The organism is Maledivibacter halophilus (genome assembly GCF_900167445.1).
Taxonomy (GTDB): Bacteria; Bacillota; Clostridia; order Peptostreptococcales; family Caminicellaceae; genus Maledivibacter; species Maledivibacter halophilus.
On record NZ_FUZT01000020.1, the window covers coordinates 38,856 to 63,720 of the forward strand.

Sequence of the window (24,865 nt, forward strand, 5' to 3'; positions counted from 1 at the left end):
GACTAAATAAAATAACTATAAGGGGGAAAAATCATGTTTATTTCTTCTAAAAACCATGTCTATGAGATGAGTAAAAATAATGAAGTGGTTACTAGTGTTGATTTGCCTAGTCATTTAACATTTGAAACCTTAGATTGTTTTGAGGGGCAAATTAAAAGTGAAAAGGACAAATTAGAAAAATTAAGCTTTGACAGAATAAATCCTGCAACGGGTCCAGTTTATTTAAAAGGAGTTAAGCCTGGGGATGTAATAGCTGTACATATAAAGGATATAAGGGTAAACTCTCCAGGGGTTATGATTGCTGCTCCTAAATCTGGCGTTCTTGGAGATATTATTAAGGAATCTCAAACTTTGATGATACCAATTGATAATGGTTTTGCCAAATTTAAAGGATTAGCCATACCAATAAATCCTATGATAGGGGTTATTGGCATAGCACCCTCTGGAGAGGATATCCCCTGTGGTACTCCAGATACCCATGGAGGGAATATGGATACAAAGCTAATCTCTAAGGGCAGCACCATATATTTACCTTCACAGGTAGAGGGTGGTTTATTGTCGATGGGAGATCTTCACGCAGCAATGGGTGATGGGGAAATAGTAGGTACTGGAGTAGAAGTGGGAGGAGAAGTTGATGTAAGTATTGAAAAAGCTTCCAATATAAAGCTAAAAAATCCATTAGTAGTTACTTCTTCGGCTATATCAGCAATTGCTTCTGCAAAAACTCTTGATGATGCTGTAGATATTGCCACAAAAGATATGGCTAGCTATCTTTTGAAATGGACGGACCTTACATTAAATGAAGCAGGTATGTTAATGAGTGCTTGGGGTAATACAGAGATATCCCAAATAGTAGACCCGCTGAAAACCGCAAGATTTTCTATGCCTAGAGATTTAATGAAGAAACTAGGGGTAGGAATAGCTTTTTAGAATCATAGATTTTAAAAGCCTGATTTGAACATATAGAATATAAAAGCATTTAAAAATATATAATTGTTAAGTAAAGAGCTTTTCTTGTTTTATAGAAAAGCTTTTTGCTTCAAAAAAGAGGAGAAAAAATGAAAAGTGATATTAGAAATTTAACATTTTTAGGTATTATAACAGCTGCATTATTAGTGGGAGGATATTTTTTGTATATTATTAGTAAGACGTTGCCAATACCAGGATCAAAATTTGTCTTCATGGCTCCTTATCTATCGATTTTTATGTATATTGCAATTTCAAAAACAAAAAAGCTATGGACTATGACTATAGTTAGTTTTATATTTGGTGGAATTATGTTTTTTATTAATCCATTTATGACTATGTCAATATTTTTATCAGGGGTATTAGCAGACTTAATTACAGTAGTATTTATTAGAAACTATGGAACCGAAAGAAATATTAGTATTTCTGCATCTTTATACCCAGTATGGAGCTTTATTATAGGGGTAGGGGTTACAAATTATATTACAGGGAATTATATGTATAAATTATTTGGAATAAAACTTTTTGCATTACTTATTTTTATAATATATATTTTAGGCTTTATTGGAACTAAGGTTGGTTTTAAATTAAAGAGCAGATTTATTATTTATGGTAAGAATAAAATGAATTAGTCAAATAAAAATAGACCTTGACTTTCTTTGACCTTAGGTATAAAATATTATTAGAAGTTAAATAATATTAATAAAGGAGGAGTTCTAAATGTTTAACTTGATGCCATTTGACAAAAGAGGTAGAAGAATGTTGGATGCAGCTGAAGAAGTGTTTAGGGACAACTTCTTTTCTGGTTTAATGACTGATAATTTCTTTAAGGATTTTTCTTTTGGGTCTATTAAGGCCGACATAAAGGAAAATGATAAAGAATATATAGTAGAAGCAGAAGTCCCAGGATTTACAAAGGATCAAATCAATTTGGAATATAGAAATGACCATTTATATTTAAGCATTAATCAAAATGAAGAAGTAAATGAGGAAAGAGATAACTATATTAGAAGAGAAAGAAGAGTTGGTAAAATAAGTCGTTCATTTTATATTCCAAATGTAAAGGAAGATGCAATTGCTGCAAAGGCACCTGAAAATGGGGTTTTAAAGGTGGTTCTTCCAAAGGAAAAACCATCAAAGGGTAGTAGAAAAATTGATATTCAATAATTAAAAATTGAGCAAGCAGGCTTAAATGCCTGCTTTTATTATATAAAATAATGTCTATGTATAGTATATTTATACATAGACATTATTTTTTGTAATATACATGAAAAATCTTTGTTTTAAGTGAAAATTTAATTATAGGATTATTGATATTTCATATAAACTGAATAGAAATTTTGAGAGAAAAAAGATAATCAAAGCGTAGTAATATATGAAAGGGGGGTTAAATATCTTGGAATATTCACAGAGTGCACTTGTGGAAGGAATAAAAAATAAAGATACACTTGCTTATGAATATATGATAAGCAAATATACAAAAACAATTTATTGCTTAGCTTATAATATTTTATACAAATCACTTAAGAAAGAAGATATTGAAGAATGTGTATCTGATGTTTTTCTAGAGGCCTGGCTTAAAATTAATGAATTTGATCAGGAAAAAGGAAATTTTAGAACATGGCTTTTGATTTTAACAAAATATAAAGCCCTTACATATAAGCGAAAAAGAAAAGTAAAGAATGTTATTAGTATTGAAAAGCTTCAACTAGAGGACAATTATAATCTAGAAAAACAATTTTTTTTGAGACAGGATCAAGAAAGAGTTATAAAAATAATTAATTCCTTTAATGAAATTGATAAAGAAATATTTTTCAGAAGGTATTTCTTTGGTGAAAAAATAAGTGATTTGGCAAATGCCTTTAATTTATCTAGGCCTGCTGTAGATAACAGGCTTTTAAGGGGGAGAAAAATCATAAAGGAGGCGTTAAATTATGAATGAAGACAAATTAATTAAACTATTAAATAATATGGATGATGATTTAATTGAAAAAGAAATTGATAAGTTGATGGAAGGAGTAGAAATAGACATGGATTCCATAAAGAAAAAGGCTTGTGAAAAATTGAATAATAGTAAAAAAGTTAAAAGTAAAAAGAGAATAAAACTTCCTTATGTGGCTGTTGCATGCATATGTTTGTTAACTATAACTACTGTATATGCCGATGATATTTCCCAGGTTATTAAATCATTCTTTAATAAAACTCCAGTATATTCAACTATTGTTGATGGAAAGGCCTATTACTTGAGGGAAGGTTATGAGTTGGATGAAGATATTAAGCTGGAAAGTGTGATGGTTTCTAAGGGAAAACTGGAAATGGAATTAACTACAGATTTAAGTGAAAGTGAATTGGAGGATATAAATATTATACCTAAAAATGATCCTAATGTTGTCTATTATCCTGGTGGATATGGATATTCCCAATTTGGAGAAAAGAAAGGATATAGCTTTAGCTTCATGAACAAAAATGAAGAAAATTATAATATAGATCCCTTTAAAGACTTTGAGCTTAAGATTGCAGGGAAATCCTATGACATTTCATTGGAAGAAGCTGAAAGCCTAGATTCAAATGATGAAATTTATATTTCAAAGGCCTCAGATAATGAAATTAAGGGTGTAAATATTGGGGCTAAAATTATTGAAGGAAATGAAAAATTGACTATACAATTAATTGCGTCATTTGAAGATGAAAAATTAGAATTAAGTAGATTTGGAAAGCCGAGTGAAATAAAGGTATCATCTGGATTTGAAGATTTAGGTGAAAAAGGTACTATGTCGTTTTCTTCGGGTAATAAAACTGACAGTATTTATATATTTGATGAGATGGATAATAAATATGAGCTAGAAATTCCTAAAGATACAAAGGGAAGTCCTGTAACTGTATTTGAAACAGAAGCACCAAAAGACAAAAATTTTATATTGAAATTACCAGCTATAATTGCTTCTTACCATGAGAGTATAGATTCAATTTCACTTAATATTCCAGATGAAGGAGAAGTAAGTTTAAATAAAGAAATTGATTTTAAAATTCAAAAGGCTATCATTAAGAATATAAAAAGAGTATCTCCTACATCTGCTGAGGTAGAATTTGATTTAAATACCGATTTAGATAAAAATATAAATATAAGGTCTTTTAATTTATATAGCGATAATATAAGGAAAATATCTACTGAATTTATTAATGACAAAGCAGTTATGAAGCTGGAATTTGACAAAGATATTAATGCTGCTAATATCAATATATCATATCCAAAATTTGTAATTAATGGAGACTGGGTAATTGATTTAAAATAGATATAAGATATAGATGTAGGCTCTTAAAAGCTTAATTTATTGGAAATTTTAGAATCACAAATAACGTCTATACAGAGTATTTATAAAGGATAGACGTTATTTTTTATTTCGAATTTGATACAAAATATAAAAAATCTATAAAGCAGCATTAAAGCATTAACTAAGTATAGAAAAAATATGTATTTTATTATACAATTGAAATGTCAGTTGAGCAAATAATAGGCATTTATTGAGGTGAGAAAATGAATACAACAAAAAGGACACAGAAAGAAGCCTTCTATATTTGGTAATAAATTTACAAAAAGTATAAATGAAGAGTATAGGAGGCGTTTTATATGAAAAATAATATTTTTGAAAGCTGGCAGCATAGCTATATTATAAAGGATTATATTACAAATAAAAATATTGAAGTGGGAGATTTCACCTTTTATTCTGGCTATTATCATGCTAAGCATTTTCAGGATTATTGTGTAAGATATTTATCACCGGATAGGGATGATGTTGATAAGCTTAAAATAGGAAAGTTTTGTTCTATAGGTTCTGGTGCCGTATTTATTATGGCTGGAAATCAGGGACATAGATATGATTGGATAACAACCTATCCCTTTTACTATTCTAAAATTAATGATAATTCCAAAGATGGATATAAACAAGCTGGAGATACTATTGTGGGAAATGATGTTTGGATAGGAACTGAAGCAGTTATAATGCCGGGAGTGAAAATAAATGATGGTGCTGTAATAGGGACAAGGGCTGTTGTTACTAAGGATGTAGAGTCCTATACTATTGTTGGTGGTAATCCGGCTAAGCCCATAAAAAAAAGATTTTCGGATGATGAGATTAAAATGCTATTGGAAATGAAATGGTGGGATTGGCCTATTGAAGAAATTAGGGAATTCATACCACTTCTATGCAGTGAAAATATTAAAGCATTGTATAAAAAATTTTTAAACAAAAAAATTTAAAATATAGTTATTTTTAAATAGGAAGCTCTTCCATTTGTCTTAGACAAATGGAAGAGCTTTTGGTTTTATATTGAAATATTTTTACAAATAGTTTTTCTTCCATAAAGGATTAAAAAATAAGAGAATTATTCAGTTGTATTTTTATGCATTTTAAATTGTCTATTAAATTTAATAGACAATTTTTTATAGTGCGCCCAGCATGGGCGTAATCTAACAGGTGAAAGTCCCGAGCGCGGGTTGATAGTGCTAAGCGCATAGCTTAAGGCAAGGGTGTCCACCGTGAAGTGGAATCTGAAGGAAGCCAGCAGCAAACTTTCGGTCTGACGAACAGAAACTACATAAAAGGCATACATATGCTGGGTAAGGTTGCTAAACAAACTGAGGTACGGTGGTGTGAGAGGTCGGTAGATAAATTAATTATCTACCTCCTACTCGATTATTATTTTTTAGAGTATCCCAAGCTAGTCTTTGGGATACTCTAATTTTTAAATACTATTTTAAGCCTGTGTCAATTATTTTAACTAATTCATTTGATCTTCCAGCATCATTGTTATACCACATTAAATATTTTTCTTTATCCCCATTTCCTTGATTTTTAAATTCTTCAATAAATTTCTGTATATCTTTAAATGTTTTTAAACTTTTTCTTTGACTTTCTACTATCTTATTTTTTAATATTTCTATTTCTTGTTTATTTCCATTTTCCTTAATGAGTTTATATAAATTTTTGTAGTCTTTTTCCATGTTGTCGAGAAAAGAAATTAACTGAGTAAAGCTTGATGTTCCTATGTTTAATGAATGCCTTGTCGTATCTATTACCGTGATTGATTTTGCTAAATTTATTTCATTTATGTATTCACTGTTTGAAGAATTATCAAAATTTAATATATGTGTTGGTAAACCTAAGGCATCAATTACCATAATAGAAATTCTTTCTCCAAATTCTGTTTTCATTTTTAAAGTATTTTTATATTGATAAATATTGGATATACCTAAAACAATTATTAGTAAAATTAATACTATGGTTATTAATTTTTCTTTTATAATTCACATCTCCTTTTTAATCTATAACTTTTATATCAAAATTTTCTTCTGCTTTTTCACTTTCATAATAAATATAAACATCACCATCGCCTGGAATACGATATCTTTCTCGGTATTCCATTTCGGCATAAAAAGTACCTTCTGCTCTTTCTCTATTTCCATCTATACCAATAACAAAGAATGGTACATACTCATCATCAAAATCTAAATCTAAACGTGATCCTGCCCTCATTTTTAAATAAGGTACAATATTAGATTCATAAACTTTTAAATACCCTTTAGAACCATTGATAGCAGAGTCAAGTATATCTGCAAATGTATTTGTTGGTAAACCTAAGGCATTAAGAGCATCGTATATAATAGAAAAAACATCTACTCTAGAACCATCTTCTTCTTCTGGGGGATGCCATCCGTCACATTTCCCTTTAGCAAGTTCAAATCCAGCTTTAACTTCATATAATTCTACTTCTCTACTAAAAGGATCTTTATCGTTTAATACATTTTGAATGTCTTCTGCGTATGATCTAAGTCTTAATAAGAGTAATTCTCCATCATCTTCCTCTTGATATAGCTTTACTTTTACTCCACGTTCATCATCTATCTTAGAGGATTCCATATTTGCATTTGCGGAATCAACATAATCAAAATATCGTGTTACCTTTCTAAGAGTAGGCATTTTATCATTTTGTAAAGAAGGAGCAATGTTTACATTTTTTCTTTTTGAACTGATTTGCTTTTCACGTTCTATCTTTTCCATATCATTTTCAGATATAACAGGTTTTCCAAATATCATAACTATAGAATTGACTCCATTATATATATTCATAGAGAGACATATTTGATTATTCTTCTTAGAAAATCCAACTAATAGTTTATGTTTTTCTCCTCCAATTGTTATATTACCATGGAGAGATCCTTCTATTAAGTTGCTGTCTTTAAGGATTTCTTCTACTTCTCCTTTAGCTTGAAATTTATAAGTATCCCCTTTATTTTCAAGTTCTCCAGTTAAAGTAACTATTTGACAATCTTCATCAAAATCAATAAAATACTTATATGCTATTTGAGTATCTACTTTGTTACTAAATTCATTACCTATGTTAAATTTTTGATTAAAACTATTTAATGATAGAGAGTTACCATGAATTTTATACAGTTGAGATACATTTTTATTTGATACTGCATATGAGCCTTGAAAACTTCCAAATAGTAAAATTGTTACTAATGTAAAAATTAATATTTTTTTCATATTAAACCTCCTTATAGTTAAAAGATTTTATTTAACATAATATTGATGATGGTAATAAATAACAAATAGACATCTTTTAATATTTATAAGATATAATTTGTTAAAATTTGTACGCGTACAAGATAATTATACCACAAAAAATGGAAATATAAAGAATAAAATTAAAATTTAACATTTTAATTACATTAAACCCTTTATTTTACTTTAACATGTATTTCGTTTTATATTTTTAGTACTATCTACTTAGAAGATGTGCTTTTCCTAAAATGAAATGTTTTATATATCTAAAGAGGAATTAAAGCATTAACTAAGTATAGAAAAAATATGTATTTTATTATACAATTGAAATGTCAGTTGAGCAAATAAAAATATTGAAGTGGGAGATTTCACCTTTTATTCTGGCTATTATCATGCTAAGCATTTTCAAGATCATTGTGTAAGATATTTATCACCGGATAGGGATGATGTTGATAAGCTTAAAATAGGAAAGTTTTGTTCTATAGGTTCTGGTGCCGTATTTATTATGGCTGGAAATCAGGGACATAGATATGATTGGATAACAACCTATCCCTTTTACTATTCCAAAATTAATGATAATTCCAAAGATGGATATAAACAAGCTGGAGATACTATTGTGGGAAATGATGTTTGGATAGGAACTGAAGCAGTTATAATGCCGGGAGTGAAAATATTAAAGCATTGTATAAAAAATCCTTAAACAAAAATATTTAAAATCTATTGAAATTATTTTGTTGAAGATAAAATGCCTATATAAAGTATTTACTTTTCATAGGCATTTTTAATATTATTTTTGTATATTTGTATTATACTGATACATCCTTCAAAACAGCCTTTGGATTTCTCTCAGCCACTTTATTTATTGACCATTCATTTTGAAATAATAATACAGGCTTTTCATTCATGTCTTCAACTATCATAGTATCCATAGTAATAGAAAAAGTACTTGGATCAAAATTATCCATTTCAACCCATCTAATATAATGAAAAGGCAATCTTTCATTTAAAAGGTCTACTCCATATTCATTTTTAAGACGATATTCTAATACTTCAAATTGGAGAACTCCTACTACGCCGATAATGAGTTCTTCCATACCAGTATGAGGTTTTTTATAGACTTGTATTGTACCCTCTTCTGCCAACTGTTTAATCCCCTTTAAAAAATGCTTTCTTTTAAGGGAATTTTTAGTGGATATTTTGGCAAAATGTTCAGGAGCAAATTGTGGTATTCCTTCGTATTGTAATTTTGATTGATCTTCACATAATGTATCTCCAATCTTGAAAATACCCGGGTCATGAATCCCAATAATATCGCCGGGATAGGCAGTATCTACTATTGCTCGATCTTGAGCTAAAAACTGTTGGGGCTGTGCCAGTCTTACTTTTTTATTTTTCTGAACATGATTTACAGTCATACCCTTTTCAAATTTGCCGGAGCAAATTCTAAGAAAGGCTATTCTATCTCTATGGGCGCGGTTCATATTAGCTTGTATTTTGAAGACAAAGCCGGAGAAATTTTTTGATTCGGGATTAATATCTCCTAAATTGCTTTTGCGAGGCTTTGGAGGAGTAGTTATATCCAAAAAGGACTTTAAAAATGGTTCAACTCCAAAGTTAGTAAGAGCACTTCCAAAAAATAGGGGGGTTAATTCACCCTTTAAAATTTCTTCTAAATTGAAATTATCGCCGGCAATATCTAATAGTTCAATTTCGCTTTTTAATTCTTCATGGAGGTTTTCGCCAAGCAAATCAGAAAATTTTTCATCGGTTATATCTCCAGTTATTGTATTAGCAATATCTTGTCCGTGGTTACCACCATGGAAGAGTTCGATTTGTTTCTTTTGTCGGTTGAAAACTCCTTTGAAATTATTATCTTTACGAATTGGCCAATTCATTGGATAGGAGCGAATACCTAAAACTTTTTCAATATCTTCCATTAAGTCAAAGGGGTCTTTTCCTGCGCGGTCCATTTTATTTATAAAAGTAAAAATTGGAATTCCTCTCATTTTACAAACATGGAATAATTTTTTTGTTTGATCTTCAACACCCTTTGCACAGTCAATGACCATAACGGCGCTATCTGCAGCCATTAAAGTCCTATAGGTATCTTCACTAAAATCTTGATGGCCAGGTGTATCTAGGATATTGATACAGAAATCATCATAATTAAACTGAAGTACACTGGATGTAACGGAGATTCCTCTTTTCTTTTCTATTTCCATCCAATCCGATACAGCATGTTTATTAGATCTCCTTGATTTAACTGAGCCTGCTGAACGAATAGCTCCACCATATAATAGAAATTTTTCTGTTAAAGTGGTTTTCCCAGCATCGGGGTGGGAGATGATTGCAAAGGTCCTTCTTCTTCGGACTTCATCAATAAAGCTATAATTTTCTTTTGTCATTTTTAATCTTCCTTTATCTAAAAATTATTGATTGAGATAATTTCATAGTTGACATTTAGGGAAATTGTATAATATATAGTGTAACCCTAAAGATTTTAAATCTATCTGAAATAATTATATAGTAAAACAAATTCAAAAGTAAATAATGAATGCTTCTGCATTTTTTATTTCAAATTCATTGGTTTTCAAAGGTATTTGTTTTTAGTTTTTAAAATGAGGTAATTATGTAATTCCCTCGATTATAATCATTACATTAAAAAATATAACATTTTGATATTATACTTTTATTATGGATATGTCAATTATTATTCATCAAAATTAAAGATTTATAATTTAAACAGATTTGGAGATAAATAATTTTAACCCAATCATTAATACATTAGTATAAAGGAGGATTTTCATGTTAAATCAAAAAGAACAGGAATTAATTGAATCAATCTTCTATCGATTAGTGGCCGTTAGAAGTGATAGTAATTCTTTTTATGAGCCTATCATAGAAGACATAATTTTAAATTGGTTTAAACAATGTGATTATTTTAGTAAAAATCTCAATTATGTTGGAACCCATCCTTTAGATGAAGATCGATTTCAAAGAGAGGTAGTATGGGCTTTGGTAAAGGGAGAAGGTGATGAGACAATTGTATTAATAAATCATCATGATGCTGTAGATATTGAAGAATATGGGAAAATTAAAGACTTGGCATTTAGACCAGATGAATTAAAAGAAGAATTGAAAAAGAAAATTAAACAGAAAAGTATATTAAAGGACTTAAACGATGACAAGTGGATATTTGGTAGAGGAACTGCTGATATGAAGGCAGGAGTTGCCCTACAAATGGGAATCATGGATAAAGTTTCCAGAATGGAGTCTTTTAAGGGAAACCTTTTATTCTTATCGGTTCCCGATGAAGAAACTATTTCTAAAGGAATGCTTGCTGCAGTAACATTGATGAATGATTTGAAAAGTAAATTTGGATTAAATTATATTTTAGCTGTTAATTCCGAACCCTATTTTAATCATGTGAAGGATAAGGCAATAATGTACGAAGGTTCAGTCGGAAAGGTAATGCCGATAATTTATGTTAAAGGTGTTAAAAGTCACATAGCTGACCCTTATGGCGGTGTAAATCCTTCCCTTATTCTTGCAAGAATTCAGCAAAAGACAGAAATAAATCCAGAAATGTCCGATGTATATGAAAATGATGCAACTCCTCCACCAGTTTGGGTTAACCTAAAGGACCGTAAAAAAACCTATGATGCTTCTATTCCTGAAGCAGCCGTAGGATACTTTAACTGGCTTACATTTACTAAGAGTCCTATAGAAATTATAGATAAACTTAAGGTCTTATGCTCAGAGGCCATGGATGAGACACTTAAACATATTGAGTCATGCTATAAAGTATATTGTGAAATGAATCATGATGAAGTTGAACCCTTTGATTATGAACCAGAAATTTTAACCTTTTCCCATGCCTATGAATTAGCTTGTAAAAAGTATGGGGAAGAGTTTATTAATGGTTATGAAGAATATTTAGATGAGACAAAGGATGATTACTTAGATGGAAAAATCACATTGCCAGAAGTTGCTGTGAGGTTAATTGAATATACCGGGGAACAATTGAGATCAGGTGATCCTTTAATCATAATTGGAATCTCTGGGCCCTTTTATCCCCATATTAATAACAAATTGATTGAGAAGGGTGAAAGATATGATCTTGAAAAGAAAGTCAATGAAATTTGTTCAAAGTATTATAATGTGAAATATCAGTCTAACCAATATTTTATGGGATTATGTGATTTAAGCTATTGTGGATTTATTGGAGACTTAAGAGACATAGAGACTATCAAAGAGAATAGTCCCGGTTGGGATGATGTTTACAAAATACCATTCGATGAGTTAGATAAATTGACAATGCCTGTTGTCAATATAGGTCCTTGGGGTAAAGACTTACACGAAATAGCAGAAAGAGTTTATAAACCCGATGTATTTGAAAGAGTTCCAACTATAATTTTTGATTTGATTCAAGAAATATTAAGTTAGTTCTACTATAATATCAAAATTGTAATTTAAGGTAAATTCAAAAAAATAAAATATTTTTGGAATATTGCTCTAAAATTTCCGAAGACATATAATATATATTATATAATTTTGACAAATTAAAATCATGTAATTTCCTCAATTGTTATAGATAAACAATTGTAATTCTGATATTTAATATATAGGATAGAAAATCGTTAAAATAGACTTGGCTATTTTAACGGTTTTTTTATTGTATAGGAACTCAAACATTTTTTAAAGAAATTTTATGTGTTAGACAAAGTGATTTCAAGTGATACAAGAAATTATAAACTATTACCAGTAAAATATTGGTTCGAATTATTTTCTCTTAAAACTTACTAGAAAGACCCTAGTACTTGGAACATGTAATTTGCAACTCAAAACGCGTCGAAGACGCTTTTGTTCTATGAAAACATAAAGCATTAATTGCAAAAAAAGAAGGAAAACATCAAAATATGTCGAAATTCAAATTTAATAATAGAAATTTATAACATTGAAATACTCTGCTTGGAAATCTAAAAATGAAGATCGTTTATTAAGGATAATATTATATTGTATAGGAGAGACGATTTAATGGATAGTAAATTAACAGAATCTAAAAGAGTAGAGGATGAAAGCAGTAATAAAAATAAAAAATTAAAAAACAAAAGGAAATTTGTATTTAAGTACATAAAATTACATAGAAAGATTTTTATTATTTTTGGTACAATTACTATCATAATGCTTGGCGGAGTATATTTAGTTGCACATACAATATTTTTAGATAGTTTTGAGATTATAGAAGAAAACGAAACAAAAAAACAGATTCGGCAGGCCACTAATGTATTATCCCAGGAAATATTTCAGTTAAAGAGTTTTAATCAAGATTATGCAGTCTGGGATGCAACCTATAAATTTATTAAGGATAAAAATTCATTCTATATAGAAGAAAATCTCATAGATGAAACATTTTTAACCAATGAATGGAATGCATTTATACTGATTGATATACACGGAAATTTTATATATCAAAAGGGCTTTGATTTAGATAATAAAAGAGAAGCCAGCATATCTCCACATTTTTTGAATCAACTTAAATTACAGTCACCCTTATTTAGGCTTGCAAAGCCAACTGATTGTGTTACAGGAACTATATCTTTGCCAGAAGGATATATGATGGTCTCTTCTCATCCCGTTGTAACAAGCTATTTTAAAGGACCGATCCGGGGATGGCTTGTTTTGGGTCGATATATAAATTCTCATAAGATTAATCAACTATCAAAGGAATCTAAAATTTCTTTTGCTTTGGAAAAATTTACCCAAGATCTAAAAGCTAAAAATACTGAAGTTTTTGATTTATCTTTAATTAACAAATCAATTATATGGGCCGAAAGTAAAAATGAAGATTATATATCAGGATATTCTCTTATATATGATATATACGGTCAACCAGCTTTTGTTTTAAAAGTCAATAAGCCTAGAGACATATATAACCAAGTAAATTTAAGTGTTAAGTATTTTATGGGGATTGTTTTTCTTATAGGAGGGACATATTTTTTGGCAACATGGTTTTTTATGAATAAATTTATCTTTAATCGTTTGAAGATACTTATGTCTAGTGTAAGTGAAATTGGGAAAAATAGAGATTTATCAACTCGTGTTTCTATTCTATTAAAGGATGAATTTTCATCATTGGAAAGTGAATTCAATACTATGTTAGAAGCCTTAGAAGAATCCCAAAAGAAGCTTATATATCAATCCCATCATGATGATTTAACTCATTTATTCAATAGACATTATTTTTATGATCAGGTAAAGCAATGGCTTATACAGGTTAAGGGTGAGAATAGAATAGCCAGTATATTGTTTTTTGATATTGATAAATTTAAAGGGATTAATGATTCATTGGGACATGAAACGGGAGATCTTATAATAAAATCTGTTTCTAAGCGTATAAAAGATTATCTTTATAAGGATAGTATTATTTCTCGAATAGGTGGAGATGAGTTTATTGCTTTTCTTCCTGACAAAGGGAAAAAAATTGTAAAATATGTGGCGGAAAATATTGTTGAAGAAATAAAAAAACCTTTTTTTATTAATGACAAGCAGATATTCTTAACTGCAAGTATTGGTATTAGTTTATATCCCTTTGATGGGGATAATGTTGAGACATTGATTAATAATGCTGATATTGCTATGTATGGTGCTAAAAAAGAAAGTAACAGGAGATTTAAATTTTATACATCGGATATGAGAAATAGAGTATCAAGTGATATGCTCCGCAGCGCGTTAGAAAAAAATGAATTACAATTATATTATCAACCTAAAGTAAATGCTGTTACAAAAACTATAGAAGGTATGGAGACATTACTTCGCTGGTCAAATAGCAAATATGGAGCCATATCTCCAATGGAATTTATTCCACTAGCAGAAGAAACCGGCCTTATTATACCTATTGGAGAATGGGTGCTAAAAAGAGCATGTCTTCAAAATAGAAAATGGCAGGACTTAGGATATAATCCAATACGAGTAGCAGTTAATATATCAAGTATTCAATTCATGCAACCAGATTTTACTAGGGTAGTTAAAAAAACATTAGAGGAAACAAAATTAAATGAGAAATATTTAGAATTGGAGATAACAGAGAGTGTGGCATTAAACAAAGAGGAAGAAGTTATAGAAAAATTACTTATGCTCAAAGATATGGGCATACAAATTTCAATTGATGATTTTGGTACAGGATATAGTTCTCTTAGCTATCTCCAAAGATTACCCGTTGATAGTTTAAAAATAGATAGATCTTTCATAAAGAATATTGGCAGCGATTCTACTATTATTAAAATGATTATTGGTATGGCTCAAAGCTTAGAGCTTTCAATAGTAGCTGAAGGTGTTGAAACAAAGGAACAATTGGATTATTTAATGAATCTTGGTTGTAAATATATGCAGGGATATTTGTTTAGCAGGCCTGTTCCAGCTGAAAAATTCGAAAAACTACTGGCTGATAATGGTATTATTAATAATTGAGGAAATTGCATAATTCTAATTTAATTGGGTTGCATAATATATATGGTATAGCTTCGAAGATTTTAAAACAATATGTGGTATTTAGTTTTTTGAGAAGGTAATTATGCAATTTCCTCAATTAGTTAAAGTAATGCTTTAAAGGAATTGAATAATTTAGATATAAGAGAATTATAATTATAAAGAAGCAAAAAGAAAATTTCAGGTAGACTAGGAAAAACTATTTGTATTATACTATATACTAAAGGAAACTCTAGAAAGCAAAAGGTGTTTACAGTGTAAAATTATGGTTTTTTTAAAGTTTATGATTTCTTAATATAAGATACTGGGTATATATGATTATGAGTATTTATAGAGAGTTCTTAGTAAAGTTCAATTTATGCATATGAAAATACTCAGCTCTTCTTGGATTTTTTGATGTGTATGAATTAAAGTCTTTATTAGAATCTCTACAAAATATGCTATACTGTAATAAATACATTTTTGTTTAAATTTTGAAATTGTGTACTTTTATAATATAGAAAAAATATGGAGATGATTTACATGAAGTTATGTTCCGTTTGCAAGAAAAATGTTGCAATAATATTTACAACTAAAGTGGAAAATGGAAAAACTGAGATGAATGGTTTATGTATAGAATGTGCAAAAAAAATGGGTATTCCTGTTATAGACCAATTAATGAAGCAAACAGGAATGTCAAAAGAAGATGTTGATAATCTCACCAGTCAAATGAACGATATGTTTGAAGATATGGATATGGATGATTTGGGTATGGATGATTCAGATTCTGATAATATGTTTATGAATTTCTTAAACGGGTCATTTTCTCCTAAAAACCATATGGAAAATAAAGAAAGCGAGCCTAAGGATCAAGAGCAGCCTTCAAATATAAAAGATAAAATAAAAGATAAAAAGAAAAACAGAAAGGGTAAAAAGAAAAGAAAATTTTTAGAGCTATATGGAATAAATTTAACAGAAAAGGCAAAGAACAATGAAGTAGATAAAATTATAGGGAGACATAGAGAGATAGATAGAGTAGTCCAGATTTTAAATAGACGAACAAAGAATAATCCTATATTAATTGGTGAGCCTGGAGTTGGTAAAACAGCAATTGCAGAGGGATTAGCTGTGAGGATTATGGATAAACAGGTTCCAGCAAAATTATTTAATGCTGAAATTTATCTTCTTGATTTAACTGCTATAGTGGCAGGAACTCAATTCAGAGGTCAGTTTGAAGGACGTATGAAATCAATATTAAAGGAAGCTGCAGAGTGTGGTAATATTGTTTTAGTAATTGATGAAGTTCATAATATTATGGGAGCTGGAGAAGTTCATGGCGGAGTTATGAATGCAGCTAACATTCTAAAACCGGCTCTTGCCAGGGGAGAGATACAGGTAATTGGTGCTACAACCCTTGATGAATACAGAAAACATATAGAAAAGGATTCTGCTCTTGAAAGAAGATTTCAGCCTGTTATGGTTGAAGAGCCTACTATGGAAGAATCAATTGAAATTTTACATGGGATAAAAAATTATTATGAAAATTATCATAAGGTTAAAATATCAGATGAAGTTATTGAGTCGGCAGTAAAATTATCTCAGAGATATATAACCGACAGATATTTACCAGATAAGGCAATAGATGTAATTGATGAAGCTGGTTCCAGAGCAAATTTAAAGAATCAGGGACTTGTTGAACTGGAAGCTATGAAGGAAGAATTAAATAAAATTCAGGATGAAAAAGAATTGGCAGCAAGCAATAATGACTATGAAAAAGCTGCTGAGTGTAAGATGAAGGAATGCAAATTACAGGAAGAGATAAAAGCTATAGAAGAAGAATGTAGTAACGTTAAAATAACAGTAGAAGATATTGCATTTGTTATTGAAGCTTGGACTAAAATACCGGTAAGAAAGATTACTGAAGAAGAAGCTCAGAAGCTATTAAATCTGGAAGAGAGACTCCACAGGAGAATTGTTGGACAACAAAAGGCTATCGAAAGTTTATCTAGGACAATTAGACGTAACAGATCAGGATTTAGAAAAAAGAAAAAACCATCATCCTTTATTTTTGTAGGACCTACAGGAGTAGGAAAGACAGAAGTGGTTAGGGCACTTGCCGAAGAGCTTTTTGGAAGTGAAGAAGCCATGATTCGTGTAGATATGTCAGAATATATGGAAAAACATACTGTATCTAAGTTAATTGGAGCTCCTCCAGGATATGTAGGATATGACCAAGGAGGACAATTGACGGAGAAGGTAAGAAGAAAACCTTATTCAGTTATTCTTTTGGATGAGATTGAAAAGGCCCATCCAGATGTATTTAACATGCTTTTGCAAATACTTGAAGATGGAAGACTTACCGACAGTCAAGGTAGAACAGTTTTTTTTGAAAATACAGTTATTATAATGACATCAAATGCAGGCACAAATTTAAAATCATATGGAATTGGCTTTAACAAGGATGGATACCTGGCATTAGAAAGTAGAATGAAGGAAAGTCTTGCAGAAATATTTAGACCGGAATTTTTAAATAGAGTTGATGAAACCATAGTATTTACTAAACTTTCACAAGAAGAACTTAGAAAAATTATAGATCTTATGATTGGAGAAGTAATCGAGGAAGTACAGGAAAAGGGAATGACTCTAGAAGTGTCAGATAGTGCCAAGGAATTTATATTAAAAGAAGGATATGATGAAAAATATGGTGCTAGACCTCTAAGAAGAACTATTCAAAGATATATAGAGGATGAGATAGCAGAGAATTACCTTCAAAATAAGTTTGTTAAAGGGGATCACATTAAGGTTGATTTTCAAGAAGGGAAAATTGTATTATAGAGATTTGAGGAAATTGCATAGTATATGTAAAAATTTTAATAAAAAGAATCAGTGTATAAAATAATACCTGATTCTTTTTTTGCATTTCAACCTACTTTACTAATAAATTAAAAACAAAGTCTATAGAGGATACACTATATTCGATATAAAGGCATAAAATGTTTTATAGGTGTGTGTTTATAGAATATAAATTTATTCATATTTAGTTTCAAAAATAAAAATATAGAGCTAATTATATTGAAATAATTGCATAATATATATTGTATTGTCTTGAAGATTTCAAAACCATATATAGTAGTCAGTTTTCTCAGAAGGTAATTATGCAATTTCCTCAATTAGCATATGATTTTCGGAGGTGAAAAATATGAATATAAATGAATTGATTAGTAAGATGACCATAAAAGAAAAAGCAGCTCTTTGTATAGGGGCTAGTGCCTGGTGTACTGCTTCAGTTAGAAGATTAGGAATTCCTCAAATAGTAATGACTGATGGTCCCCATGGAGTTAGACGAGTAGAAAATATAGATGAAGTTCAAAATATTTTTTCTTTGACTAAAAGTTTGCCTTCCACTTGTTTTCCTACAGCATCTGCTGTGGCATGTACATGGGATACTGAGCTCTTACAAAGGATGGGGGAAGCTATTGGGCAGGAGTGTATTTCACGTGGAATAGATATACTTTTAGGTCCAGGAAACAATATGAAGCGTACACCACTGTGTGGTAGAAATTTTGAATATTTTTCTGAAGATCCATATCTAAGTGGAGATTTAGCAGCTGCATTTATTAAGGGGGTACAAAGTAAGGGAGTTGGTGCTGCCTTAAAACATTTTGTGGCCAATAATCAGGAACATAAAAGACACACAATTAGCGCTGAAATAGATGAGAGGACCTTAAGAGAAATTTATCTTACAGCATTTGAAACAGCAGTAAAAGAGGCAAAACCATGGGCTGTAATGTGTGCGTATAATAAAGTGAACGGAACATATTGTTCAGAAAATAATGAGCTTTTGACTAAAATACTTAGAGAGGAATGGGGATTTAAGGGCTTTGTTTTGTCAGATTGGGGTGCCGTTTATGATAGAGTAGAATCCTTAAAGGCAGGGGTAGATTTGGAAATGCCCGGTCCGCAAAAAAAATCCTTCAAAAAGCTTATTAAGGCAATTAGAAACGAGGAAATTGAAGAAGAAATATTAGATAAAGCAGTTGAAAATATTATCAAAGCAGTAATTAAGTCTAAAAAAGCAGAAAAAAAAGATACAGAATTTGATCAAGGGTTTCATCATGAATTAGCCAGAAAAATGGCTAGTGAATCAATAGTCTTACTGAAGAATAATAATGATATTCTTCCTTTAAAAGAACCTAAAACTATTGCTATAATAGGAAGGGCCGCAAAGGAGCCCCATATTCAGGGGGGAGGAAGCTCACAGGTTAATCCAACTAATATGGATATTCCCTATGATGAAATAGAGAAACTTGCTGAGCAAGCAGAAATTTTTTACGAAGAAGGCTATACTATGGATGAAAAAGTTGATAATAATATGATAGATAGAGCAAGGAATATTGCTCAAGGCGCTGATATAGCTTTACTATTTATAGCCTTACCACCCTATAAAGAATTTGAAAGCTATGACAGGGATGATATGGAGCTTACGAAACATCAAATTAAGCTGATCAATGAAGTGGCTTCTGTACAACCCAAGACTGTTGTAATATTAAACAATGGTTCACCTGTTTCAATGGAGGATTGGATTGACAATGCTGCTGGTCTCTTACAAACTTGGTTCATGGGACAGGGAGGAGGTAAAGCTCTAGCAGACATACTTTTTGGGAAAGTAAATCCATCTGGTAAATTAACAGAAACTTTCCCAATGAGATTAAAGGATAATCCAACATATATAAATTACCCCGGTGAAAATGATAGAGTCATATATGGAGAAGGAATATTTATGGGATATAGGTATTATGACAAGAAAGAAATAGATGTTCAATTTCCCTTTGGATATGGTCTTTCCTATACAAGTTTTGAGTATTCAAATCTCAATGTTTCTTCAGATGAGTTCAAAGATATAGATGGATTAACAGTAGAAGTGGATGTGAAGAACACTGGAAAATTACCTGGAAAAGAAATTGTTCAACTATATTTAAGGGATATAGAAAGTAGGCTTGTAAGACCTGTTAAAGAACTTAAGGGCTTTAAAAAAGTTGAGCTAAAGCCCGATGAAACCAAAACAATATCCTTTGTTCTTAATATGAGAGACTTTGCTTATTATCATCCTACCTATAAAGATTGGATAACTGAGAATGGAGAATTTGAAATTATGATTGGTAAGTCTTCAAGGGATATTTGTTTAACCAAAAAAGTTAATCTTGTTTCTACGACTAATTTACCTTGTACTCTAAATTATACTAGTACCGTAAGGGAATGGCTTGATGATGAAGAAGGAAGAAAAATTATAGAATCTCTTAGTGAAGATATTATGAGTAGAAAGGATTTTCAAAGAGTCTCAGGTAGTTCTAATATAGATTTATGGAAAGCAGCAAAGGATACTCAATTGATTTTTTTACTAAAGCAAATGTCTTGGGCTATTCCTATAGTTCCAGATATTATAATGTCAAAATTATTGGCAAAGGTTCATAATAAAAGAATATAGAAGTTTTAAAGGCTTAATTCAAGATTAATCATAAAAACACCTCTATAAAAAGAGGTGTTTTCTGTTAATTTTTTCATAAAAAACGACAAAAAAAGAAGGAAATCGACAATAAGTGTCAAAATATATTATTTGTTAGTAGTAATATTGGGTATTATTATTAATAGAATTTCGCTTAAGACCTAGAATTTAATCAGACTTGAAAGGAGAAATGAAGATGCTTAAAAATTTAAAACTTCGTCAAAAAATAATTTTATTAATTATCATTTCAGGATTTATTCCTATGATATTTATTGGCTTGTTATCTATTATTAAAAGCCAAGAAAATATACGAAATGAAGTATTTAGAGGAAACAATGTTTTCACCAAGTTAACGGTTTCTCAACTTAATAGTTATTTTACTGAAAGAAAAAGTGATGGGAAGGTAATTGCTTCATCAGAAAACGTTTACAAAGGAATTAATATATATAAAGAAAAAGATGAAAATGCAGCAGAATGGAATAGTACATATAAGAAATTAAATAGGTTTTTAACTAATACAAAAGAAGCCTATAATTACAGCACTATTTTTATAACAGACGACAAAGGGCAGATTATATTTTCAACCGATAAGACCACTGAAAAAGCCAATGTTTATCAAAGAGATTATATACAAAAAGCATTAGAGGGTACTCAGAATTGGTCAGAATTATTTTATTCTGATAATGTGGATACAAATGTTTTAGTCTTATCTACTCCTATATTTGAAAATGGAGAGTCAGGAAAAGCCATAGGAACAGTTAATCTTTCAGTTGAACAGAATATTATAGATAATATTGTCCACGATGGAGTTGGATTATTAGGAGAAAGTGGAGATTCATACTTAGTTGCGGGTGATGGAACCTTACTTACCAATACAAAACTTGGAAAGTATTCTAAAAATGCTGCCTTAAAGGAGAAAATAGACAGTGAAGGAATAAAAATGGTTTCAGAGGCCATTAAAAATAATGATCTCCAGTATACTAATATTGGAGAATATAAGGACTATTTAGGTAAGCCAGTATTAGGCTCATTGGGAGTTATTAAAATGGGACAATACACAGCTGGGGTTGTTATAGAAATAAACCATGCTGAAGCCTTTAAAGAATCTAATGCATTACGAAAAGCTTTGATTATTATTATATCAATTATTCTATTGTTTGGAATATTAATAGCTTTATATATTTCTAATTTAATTTCAAAGCCCCTCGATAAAACAAATGAAATGCTAAAGGATATCGCAGAGGGAGAAGGGGATTTAACTAAAACTTTAGATATTAATTCAAAGGACGAACTAGGTATGCTTTCCAAATGGTTTAATTTGTTTGTATCTAAAATAAAAGGAGTAGTAGTTGAAGTTGCAAACAATTCTAAAACATTAGATGAGTCCTCTGAACAATTGGCACTAGCAATAGAAGAATCAAATAAGGGTATGGAGAATATTGCCGGAGAAATAACAGTCATATCAGATGGACTTCAAAATAGTGCCAGTGTTATTGAAGAAGCCACAGCCAGTATTGAAGAAATAGCAAGCGGAGCAGTATTAATTTCAGAAGAAGCCAAAAATGCTTTTGATAATAGTGAAAAAGCCTTGGAAGCAGCAGAATTTGGAGCTGAAAAAATAGAAGAAGTTGTTTCATCAATAGATAAGGTTAAAATTTCATCTGACAATATGTATTCTGTTGTCCAAAACCTTAATAATTCTTCACTTCAAATTGGAGAAATAGTTTCAATGATTACAAATATTTCAGAACAAATCAATTTACTTGCTTTAAATGCTGCTATTGAAGCTGCAAGGGCTGGAGAAGCAGGTAGTGGTTTCGCTGTGGTAGCGGAAGAAATAAGGAAGCTAGCTGAAGGCAGTAAAGATTCAGCAGATAAAATAACTTTACTTATTAATGATATAAAAAATCAGGCTCAAAGAGCAGATGGCTCTGTAAAAGAGGAGTATGAAATAGTAGAAATAAGTGTAGAAAAAGCAAGAGAGACAAGCTTAGAATTTGATAAAATCTTACAATTAATAAAGAATATAGCAGAAAAAATGAAAAATATATCGGATTCTTCTAAGAAGCAATCAGAAATTACTAATGATATGACCAAGGCTATGGAGGAAATTTCTACTACAACACAAAATAATGCAACTGCATCTCAGCAAATTAGTGCCGGTATACAGCAGCAAGTAAGTACCCTTGAGGAAGTGGGTGCCAGTGCTGAAGAGTTAAGTAATATGTCTAAAAAACTTAAAGAGGAAACAGATAAATTTAAGATAAAATAATAGAGAGCGGACTTATAAAGGTCCGCTTTTTTATGCTTTAAAAATTATACTTGATTTAAAATAAATAATAATATATAATGAATCTAATTTCATTTAAAATGAATATGAATTCATAAAGGGTGGTATTATGCCAAAGATTATTGAAGATATAGAGGAACATATATTAAATTCAGCCTTCGAATTATTTGGAAAATATGGATATAAAAAAACTGATATGAAGATGATTGCCAAGAAGGCAGGAATTGCTGTAGGTACTTTGTATAATTATTATTTTAATAAAAAGCAGTTATTTATAGAGGTTTTTGAAAAAAGCTGGAATTACACTTTTAAAAGGCTCAACAGTATAATTAAAGAAGATATAGAAACTAAAGAAAAAATTAAGAAGCTTATAGAAGCATTGTACGATGAAATATCTAAAAGGAATGGCCTAGGTGGAGAATTAATTAGAGAGAATGTTATTAACGAAAAAAATAGTAGAAGTATATTAATTGTTAAAGAAGAGCTTTTGGAAAAAATCAAGGGACTGCTTAAAGAAATGAGAAGTTTTGAAGGTATTAAACTTAAAGAAGAAATGGATGAACGCTTAATTTCATCTCTATTTGCCATAATTGTTGAAATGACAAGGGCTTATCCTGATGAAAATGATAAAAACTTAGAATTTATTAATTTCTTTTTAGAGAGTATCTATAGAAAATAATTTTTTTTACAATATAATGAATTTGAATTCATAAAAATATTATCGTAGTAATTATAGGAGGTTATAAAAATGACAAATACAAGCGAAAGAGCTAAAATGATGGGGGAAGAAAAAATACCTAAAATACTAATAAAGCTTGCAATGCCCGGTATCATAGCTATGCTTGTTAATGCTGTATATAATGTTGTTGATACAATATTTGTTGGTATGTTGGATAATACCAGTGCAATTGGAGCTGTTTCTGTGGCTTTTCCATTATTTATGATAATAGCTGCCTTTGGACAGATGTTTGGAGTTGGTGCAGGCTCATATATATCAAGGCTGCTGGGAGAAAAGAAGAAAGAATTAGCGGATAAAACTGCTTCAACAACGTTTTTTACCAGTATAGCATGTGGTATAATCTTTACATTATTTGGTTTGGCTTTCATTGAGCCATTACTTAAATTATTTGGAGCAACAGAAACAATAATGCCTTTTGCAAAGGATTACTCAAGAATATTAATTTTTGGAGCAGTTTTTACAGTATCCAATATGTCTTTGAATAATATGATTAGAGCAGAAGGTAATGCAAAATTTAGTATGATTGCCATAAGTATAGGTGCTGGATTGAATATTATATTAGATCCAATTTTTATGTATAGTTTAAATATGGGAATAAAAGGTGCATCTTTAGCAACCGTACTTTCTCAAATTATTTCCTTTGTTTTTCTTATTAGATATTATATCAGTGGAAAAAGTTATATAAGGATATCTATTAATTATTTCAATTTTTCAAAGAAGATTTATTCTGAAATAATGAAGATAGGGATTGCAACCTTTGCAAGACAAGGGCTTTCCAGTTTAGCTTTAGGTTTAATAAATATAGCTGCCAAACCCTATGGTGATGCGGCTGTTGCTGCTATGGGAGTTACCTTAAGGGTACTTTCAATAGGTATATTTGTTATATTTGGATATAATCAAGGATTTCAGCCTATAGTAGGATATAATTATGGCGCTAAAAAATATAATCGTGTGAGAGAAGCAATAAAAATATCGCTAATATGGACCACTGGTTTGATATGCTCCCCTTATAGTAGACAGTTAAAATAATAAAACTGTTCGCTATAAGGAGGAGTATTTTTTATGGGAAGAAAAAGTAAGTTCACAACAAATGAAAAATTAGAATATGTACTTAGATGTATAGATAGAGAGGACTCTATCAATCATACTGCTAAACTAATTGGTGTTAATCGAAGGACCTTAAGCGATTGGATTCGAAATTATCAATCATTAGGAATTGATGGATTAAATATCACATTTAAGAATACTTCTTATTCAGAAAAAACTAAGAATATGTCTGTGAGAGATTATATTGATGGAAAAGGATCATTAGACGATATATGTAAAAAATATGG

Annotated in this window: 17 protein-coding genes and 1 pseudogene; 15 read left to right on the top strand and 3 right to left on the bottom strand. The window is 30.2% G+C overall.

Going from position 1 to position 24,865, the window contains the following annotated elements; translation table 11 throughout:
• The first annotated feature begins 33 nt into the window (after window positions 1-33).
• From B5X81_RS24560 to B5X81_RS24585, 6 genes are all read left to right on the top strand, one after another.
• Window positions 34-930, top strand: a complete 897-nt coding sequence (locus B5X81_RS24560) for an acetamidase/formamidase family protein (RefSeq protein WP_079495674.1) — start codon at window positions 34-36, stop codon at window positions 928-930.
• Window positions 931-1,058: 128 nt separating this feature from the next.
• The gene (locus tag B5X81_RS24565; RefSeq protein WP_079495675.1) at window positions 1,059-1,598 is read left to right on the top strand and encodes a hypothetical protein; all 540 of its coding nucleotides are present in this window, start codon (window positions 1,059-1,061) and stop codon (window positions 1,596-1,598) included.
• A gap of 88 nt (window positions 1,599-1,686) precedes the next feature.
• Window positions 1,687-2,133 (top strand): Hsp20/alpha crystallin family protein, encoded by a 447-nt coding sequence (locus tag B5X81_RS24570; RefSeq protein ID WP_079495676.1) that lies wholly within the window; start codon window positions 1,687-1,689, stop codon window positions 2,131-2,133.
• 229 nt (window positions 2,134-2,362) lie between these two features.
• Window positions 2,363-2,908: a sigma-70 family RNA polymerase sigma factor gene (locus B5X81_RS24575; protein ID WP_139380463.1), complete on the top strand. Its 546-nt coding sequence runs from the start codon at window positions 2,363-2,365 to the stop codon at window positions 2,906-2,908.
• Window positions 2,901-4,259, top strand: coding sequence for a hypothetical protein (locus B5X81_RS24580; protein ID WP_079495678.1), 1,359 nt, complete (start codon window positions 2,901-2,903; stop codon window positions 4,257-4,259). Before B5X81_RS24575 ends, B5X81_RS24580 begins: the two co-directional genes overlap by 8 nt.
• 335 nt (window positions 4,260-4,594) lie before the next feature.
• Window positions 4,595-5,224, top strand: coding sequence for a CatB-related O-acetyltransferase (locus B5X81_RS24585; protein WP_079495679.1), 630 nt, complete (start codon window positions 4,595-4,597; stop codon window positions 5,222-5,224).
• 492 nt (window positions 5,225-5,716) lie between these two features.
• Here the strand turns inward: B5X81_RS24585 and B5X81_RS24595 are convergent, their stop codons facing one another.
• Both B5X81_RS24595 and B5X81_RS28265 read right to left on the bottom strand, forming a co-directional pair.
• Window positions 5,717-6,178, bottom strand: a complete 462-nt coding sequence (locus tag B5X81_RS24595; RefSeq protein ID WP_079495681.1) for a hypothetical protein — start codon at window positions 6,176-6,178, stop codon at window positions 5,717-5,719.
• Between the two features lie 106 nt (window positions 6,179-6,284).
• The gene (locus tag B5X81_RS28265) at window positions 6,285-7,514 is read right to left on the bottom strand and encodes a hypothetical protein (protein WP_244282240.1); all 1,230 of its coding nucleotides are present in this window, start codon (window positions 7,512-7,514) and stop codon (window positions 6,285-6,287) included.
• Window positions 7,515-7,875: 361 nt separating this feature from the next.
• Here B5X81_RS28265 and B5X81_RS24605 point away from each other — a divergent pair.
• Window positions 7,876-8,205 (top strand): annotated as a pseudogene (locus B5X81_RS24605) (acetyltransferase); the annotation flags it as partial.
• A 133-nt stretch (window positions 8,206-8,338) separates the two neighbouring features.
• Here B5X81_RS24605 and B5X81_RS24610 read toward each other — a convergent pair.
• On the bottom strand, window positions 8,339-9,937 hold the full coding sequence (locus B5X81_RS24610; RefSeq protein WP_079495682.1) for a peptide chain release factor 3: 1,599 nt from the start codon (window positions 9,935-9,937) through the stop codon (window positions 8,339-8,341).
• Window positions 9,938-10,337: 400 nt separating this feature from the next.
• Between B5X81_RS24610 and B5X81_RS24615 the strand changes: the two genes are divergently transcribed.
• The 8 genes from B5X81_RS24615 to B5X81_RS24650 all read left to right on the top strand — a co-directional run.
• A complete protein-coding gene (locus B5X81_RS24615) occupies window positions 10,338-11,978 on the top strand; it encodes a M20/M25/M40 family metallo-hydrolase (RefSeq protein WP_079495683.1) in 1,641 nt (546 codons plus the stop codon).
• A gap of 591 nt (window positions 11,979-12,569) precedes the next feature.
• Window positions 12,570-15,002: a bifunctional diguanylate cyclase/phosphodiesterase gene (locus B5X81_RS24620; protein WP_079495684.1), complete on the top strand. Its 2,433-nt coding sequence runs from the start codon at window positions 12,570-12,572 to the stop codon at window positions 15,000-15,002.
• Window positions 15,003-15,542: 540 nt separating this feature from the next.
• Window positions 15,543-17,834: an ATP-dependent Clp protease ATP-binding subunit gene (locus B5X81_RS24625; protein ID WP_079495685.1), complete on the top strand. Its 2,292-nt coding sequence runs from the start codon at window positions 15,543-15,545 to the stop codon at window positions 17,832-17,834.
• Between the two features lie 364 nt (window positions 17,835-18,198).
• Window positions 18,199-20,484 (top strand): glycoside hydrolase family 3 C-terminal domain-containing protein, encoded by a 2,286-nt coding sequence (locus B5X81_RS24630; protein WP_139380464.1) that lies wholly within the window; start codon window positions 18,199-18,201, stop codon window positions 20,482-20,484.
• A 214-nt stretch (window positions 20,485-20,698) separates the two neighbouring features.
• Entirely contained in the window at window positions 20,699-22,774 is a 2,076-nt protein-coding gene (locus tag B5X81_RS24635; protein WP_170917598.1) for a methyl-accepting chemotaxis protein, read from the top strand.
• A gap of 127 nt (window positions 22,775-22,901) precedes the next feature.
• Window positions 22,902-23,471, top strand: coding sequence for a TetR/AcrR family transcriptional regulator (locus B5X81_RS24640; RefSeq protein ID WP_079495687.1), 570 nt, complete (start codon window positions 22,902-22,904; stop codon window positions 23,469-23,471).
• A gap of 69 nt (window positions 23,472-23,540) precedes the next feature.
• The gene (locus tag B5X81_RS24645; RefSeq protein ID WP_079495688.1) at window positions 23,541-24,560 is read left to right on the top strand and encodes an MATE family efflux transporter; all 1,020 of its coding nucleotides are present in this window, start codon (window positions 23,541-23,543) and stop codon (window positions 24,558-24,560) included.
• Window positions 24,561-24,593: 33 nt separating this feature from the next.
• Window positions 24,594-24,865, top strand: a 272-nt coding sequence (locus B5X81_RS24650) for a helix-turn-helix domain-containing protein (RefSeq protein ID WP_139380465.1), incomplete at its 3' end; no start/stop codon positions are given.

Coding starts and splice junctions, on each gene's coding strand:
- B5X81_RS24585 (WP_079495679.1), top strand. CDS start 4,595: ATGAAAAATAATATTTTTGAAAGCTGGCAGCATAGCTATATTATAAAG.
- B5X81_RS24610 (WP_079495682.1), bottom strand. CDS start 9,937: ATGACAAAAGAAAATTATAGCTTTATTGATGAAGTCCGAAGAAGAAGG.
- B5X81_RS24645 (WP_079495688.1), top strand. CDS start 23,541: ATGACAAATACAAGCGAAAGAGCTAAAATGATGGGGGAAGAAAAAATA.
- B5X81_RS24615 (WP_079495683.1), top strand. CDS start 10,338: ATGTTAAATCAAAAAGAACAGGAATTAATTGAATCAATCTTCTATCGA.
- B5X81_RS24595 (WP_079495681.1), bottom strand. CDS start 6,178: ATGAAAACAGAATTTGGAGAAAGAATTTCTATTATGGTAATTGATGCC.
- B5X81_RS24635 (WP_170917598.1), top strand. CDS start 20,699: ATGCTTAAAAATTTAAAACTTCGTCAAAAAATAATTTTATTAATTATC.
- B5X81_RS28265 (WP_244282240.1), bottom strand. CDS start 7,514: ATGAAAAAAATATTAATTTTTACATTAGTAACAATTTTACTATTTGGA.
- B5X81_RS24570 (WP_079495676.1), top strand. CDS start 1,687: ATGTTTAACTTGATGCCATTTGACAAAAGAGGTAGAAGAATGTTGGAT.
- B5X81_RS24630 (WP_139380464.1), top strand. CDS start 18,199: ATGAATATAAATGAATTGATTAGTAAGATGACCATAAAAGAAAAAGCA.
- B5X81_RS24565 (WP_079495675.1), top strand. CDS start 1,059: ATGAAAAGTGATATTAGAAATTTAACATTTTTAGGTATTATAACAGCT.
- B5X81_RS24620 (WP_079495684.1), top strand. CDS start 12,570: ATGGATAGTAAATTAACAGAATCTAAAAGAGTAGAGGATGAAAGCAGT.
- B5X81_RS24560 (WP_079495674.1), top strand. CDS start 34: ATGTTTATTTCTTCTAAAAACCATGTCTATGAGATGAGTAAAAATAAT.
- B5X81_RS24580 (WP_079495678.1), top strand. CDS start 2,901: ATGAATGAAGACAAATTAATTAAACTATTAAATAATATGGATGATGAT.
- B5X81_RS24640 (WP_079495687.1), top strand. CDS start 22,902: ATGCCAAAGATTATTGAAGATATAGAGGAACATATATTAAATTCAGCC.
- B5X81_RS24625 (WP_079495685.1), top strand. CDS start 15,543: ATGAAGTTATGTTCCGTTTGCAAGAAAAATGTTGCAATAATATTTACA.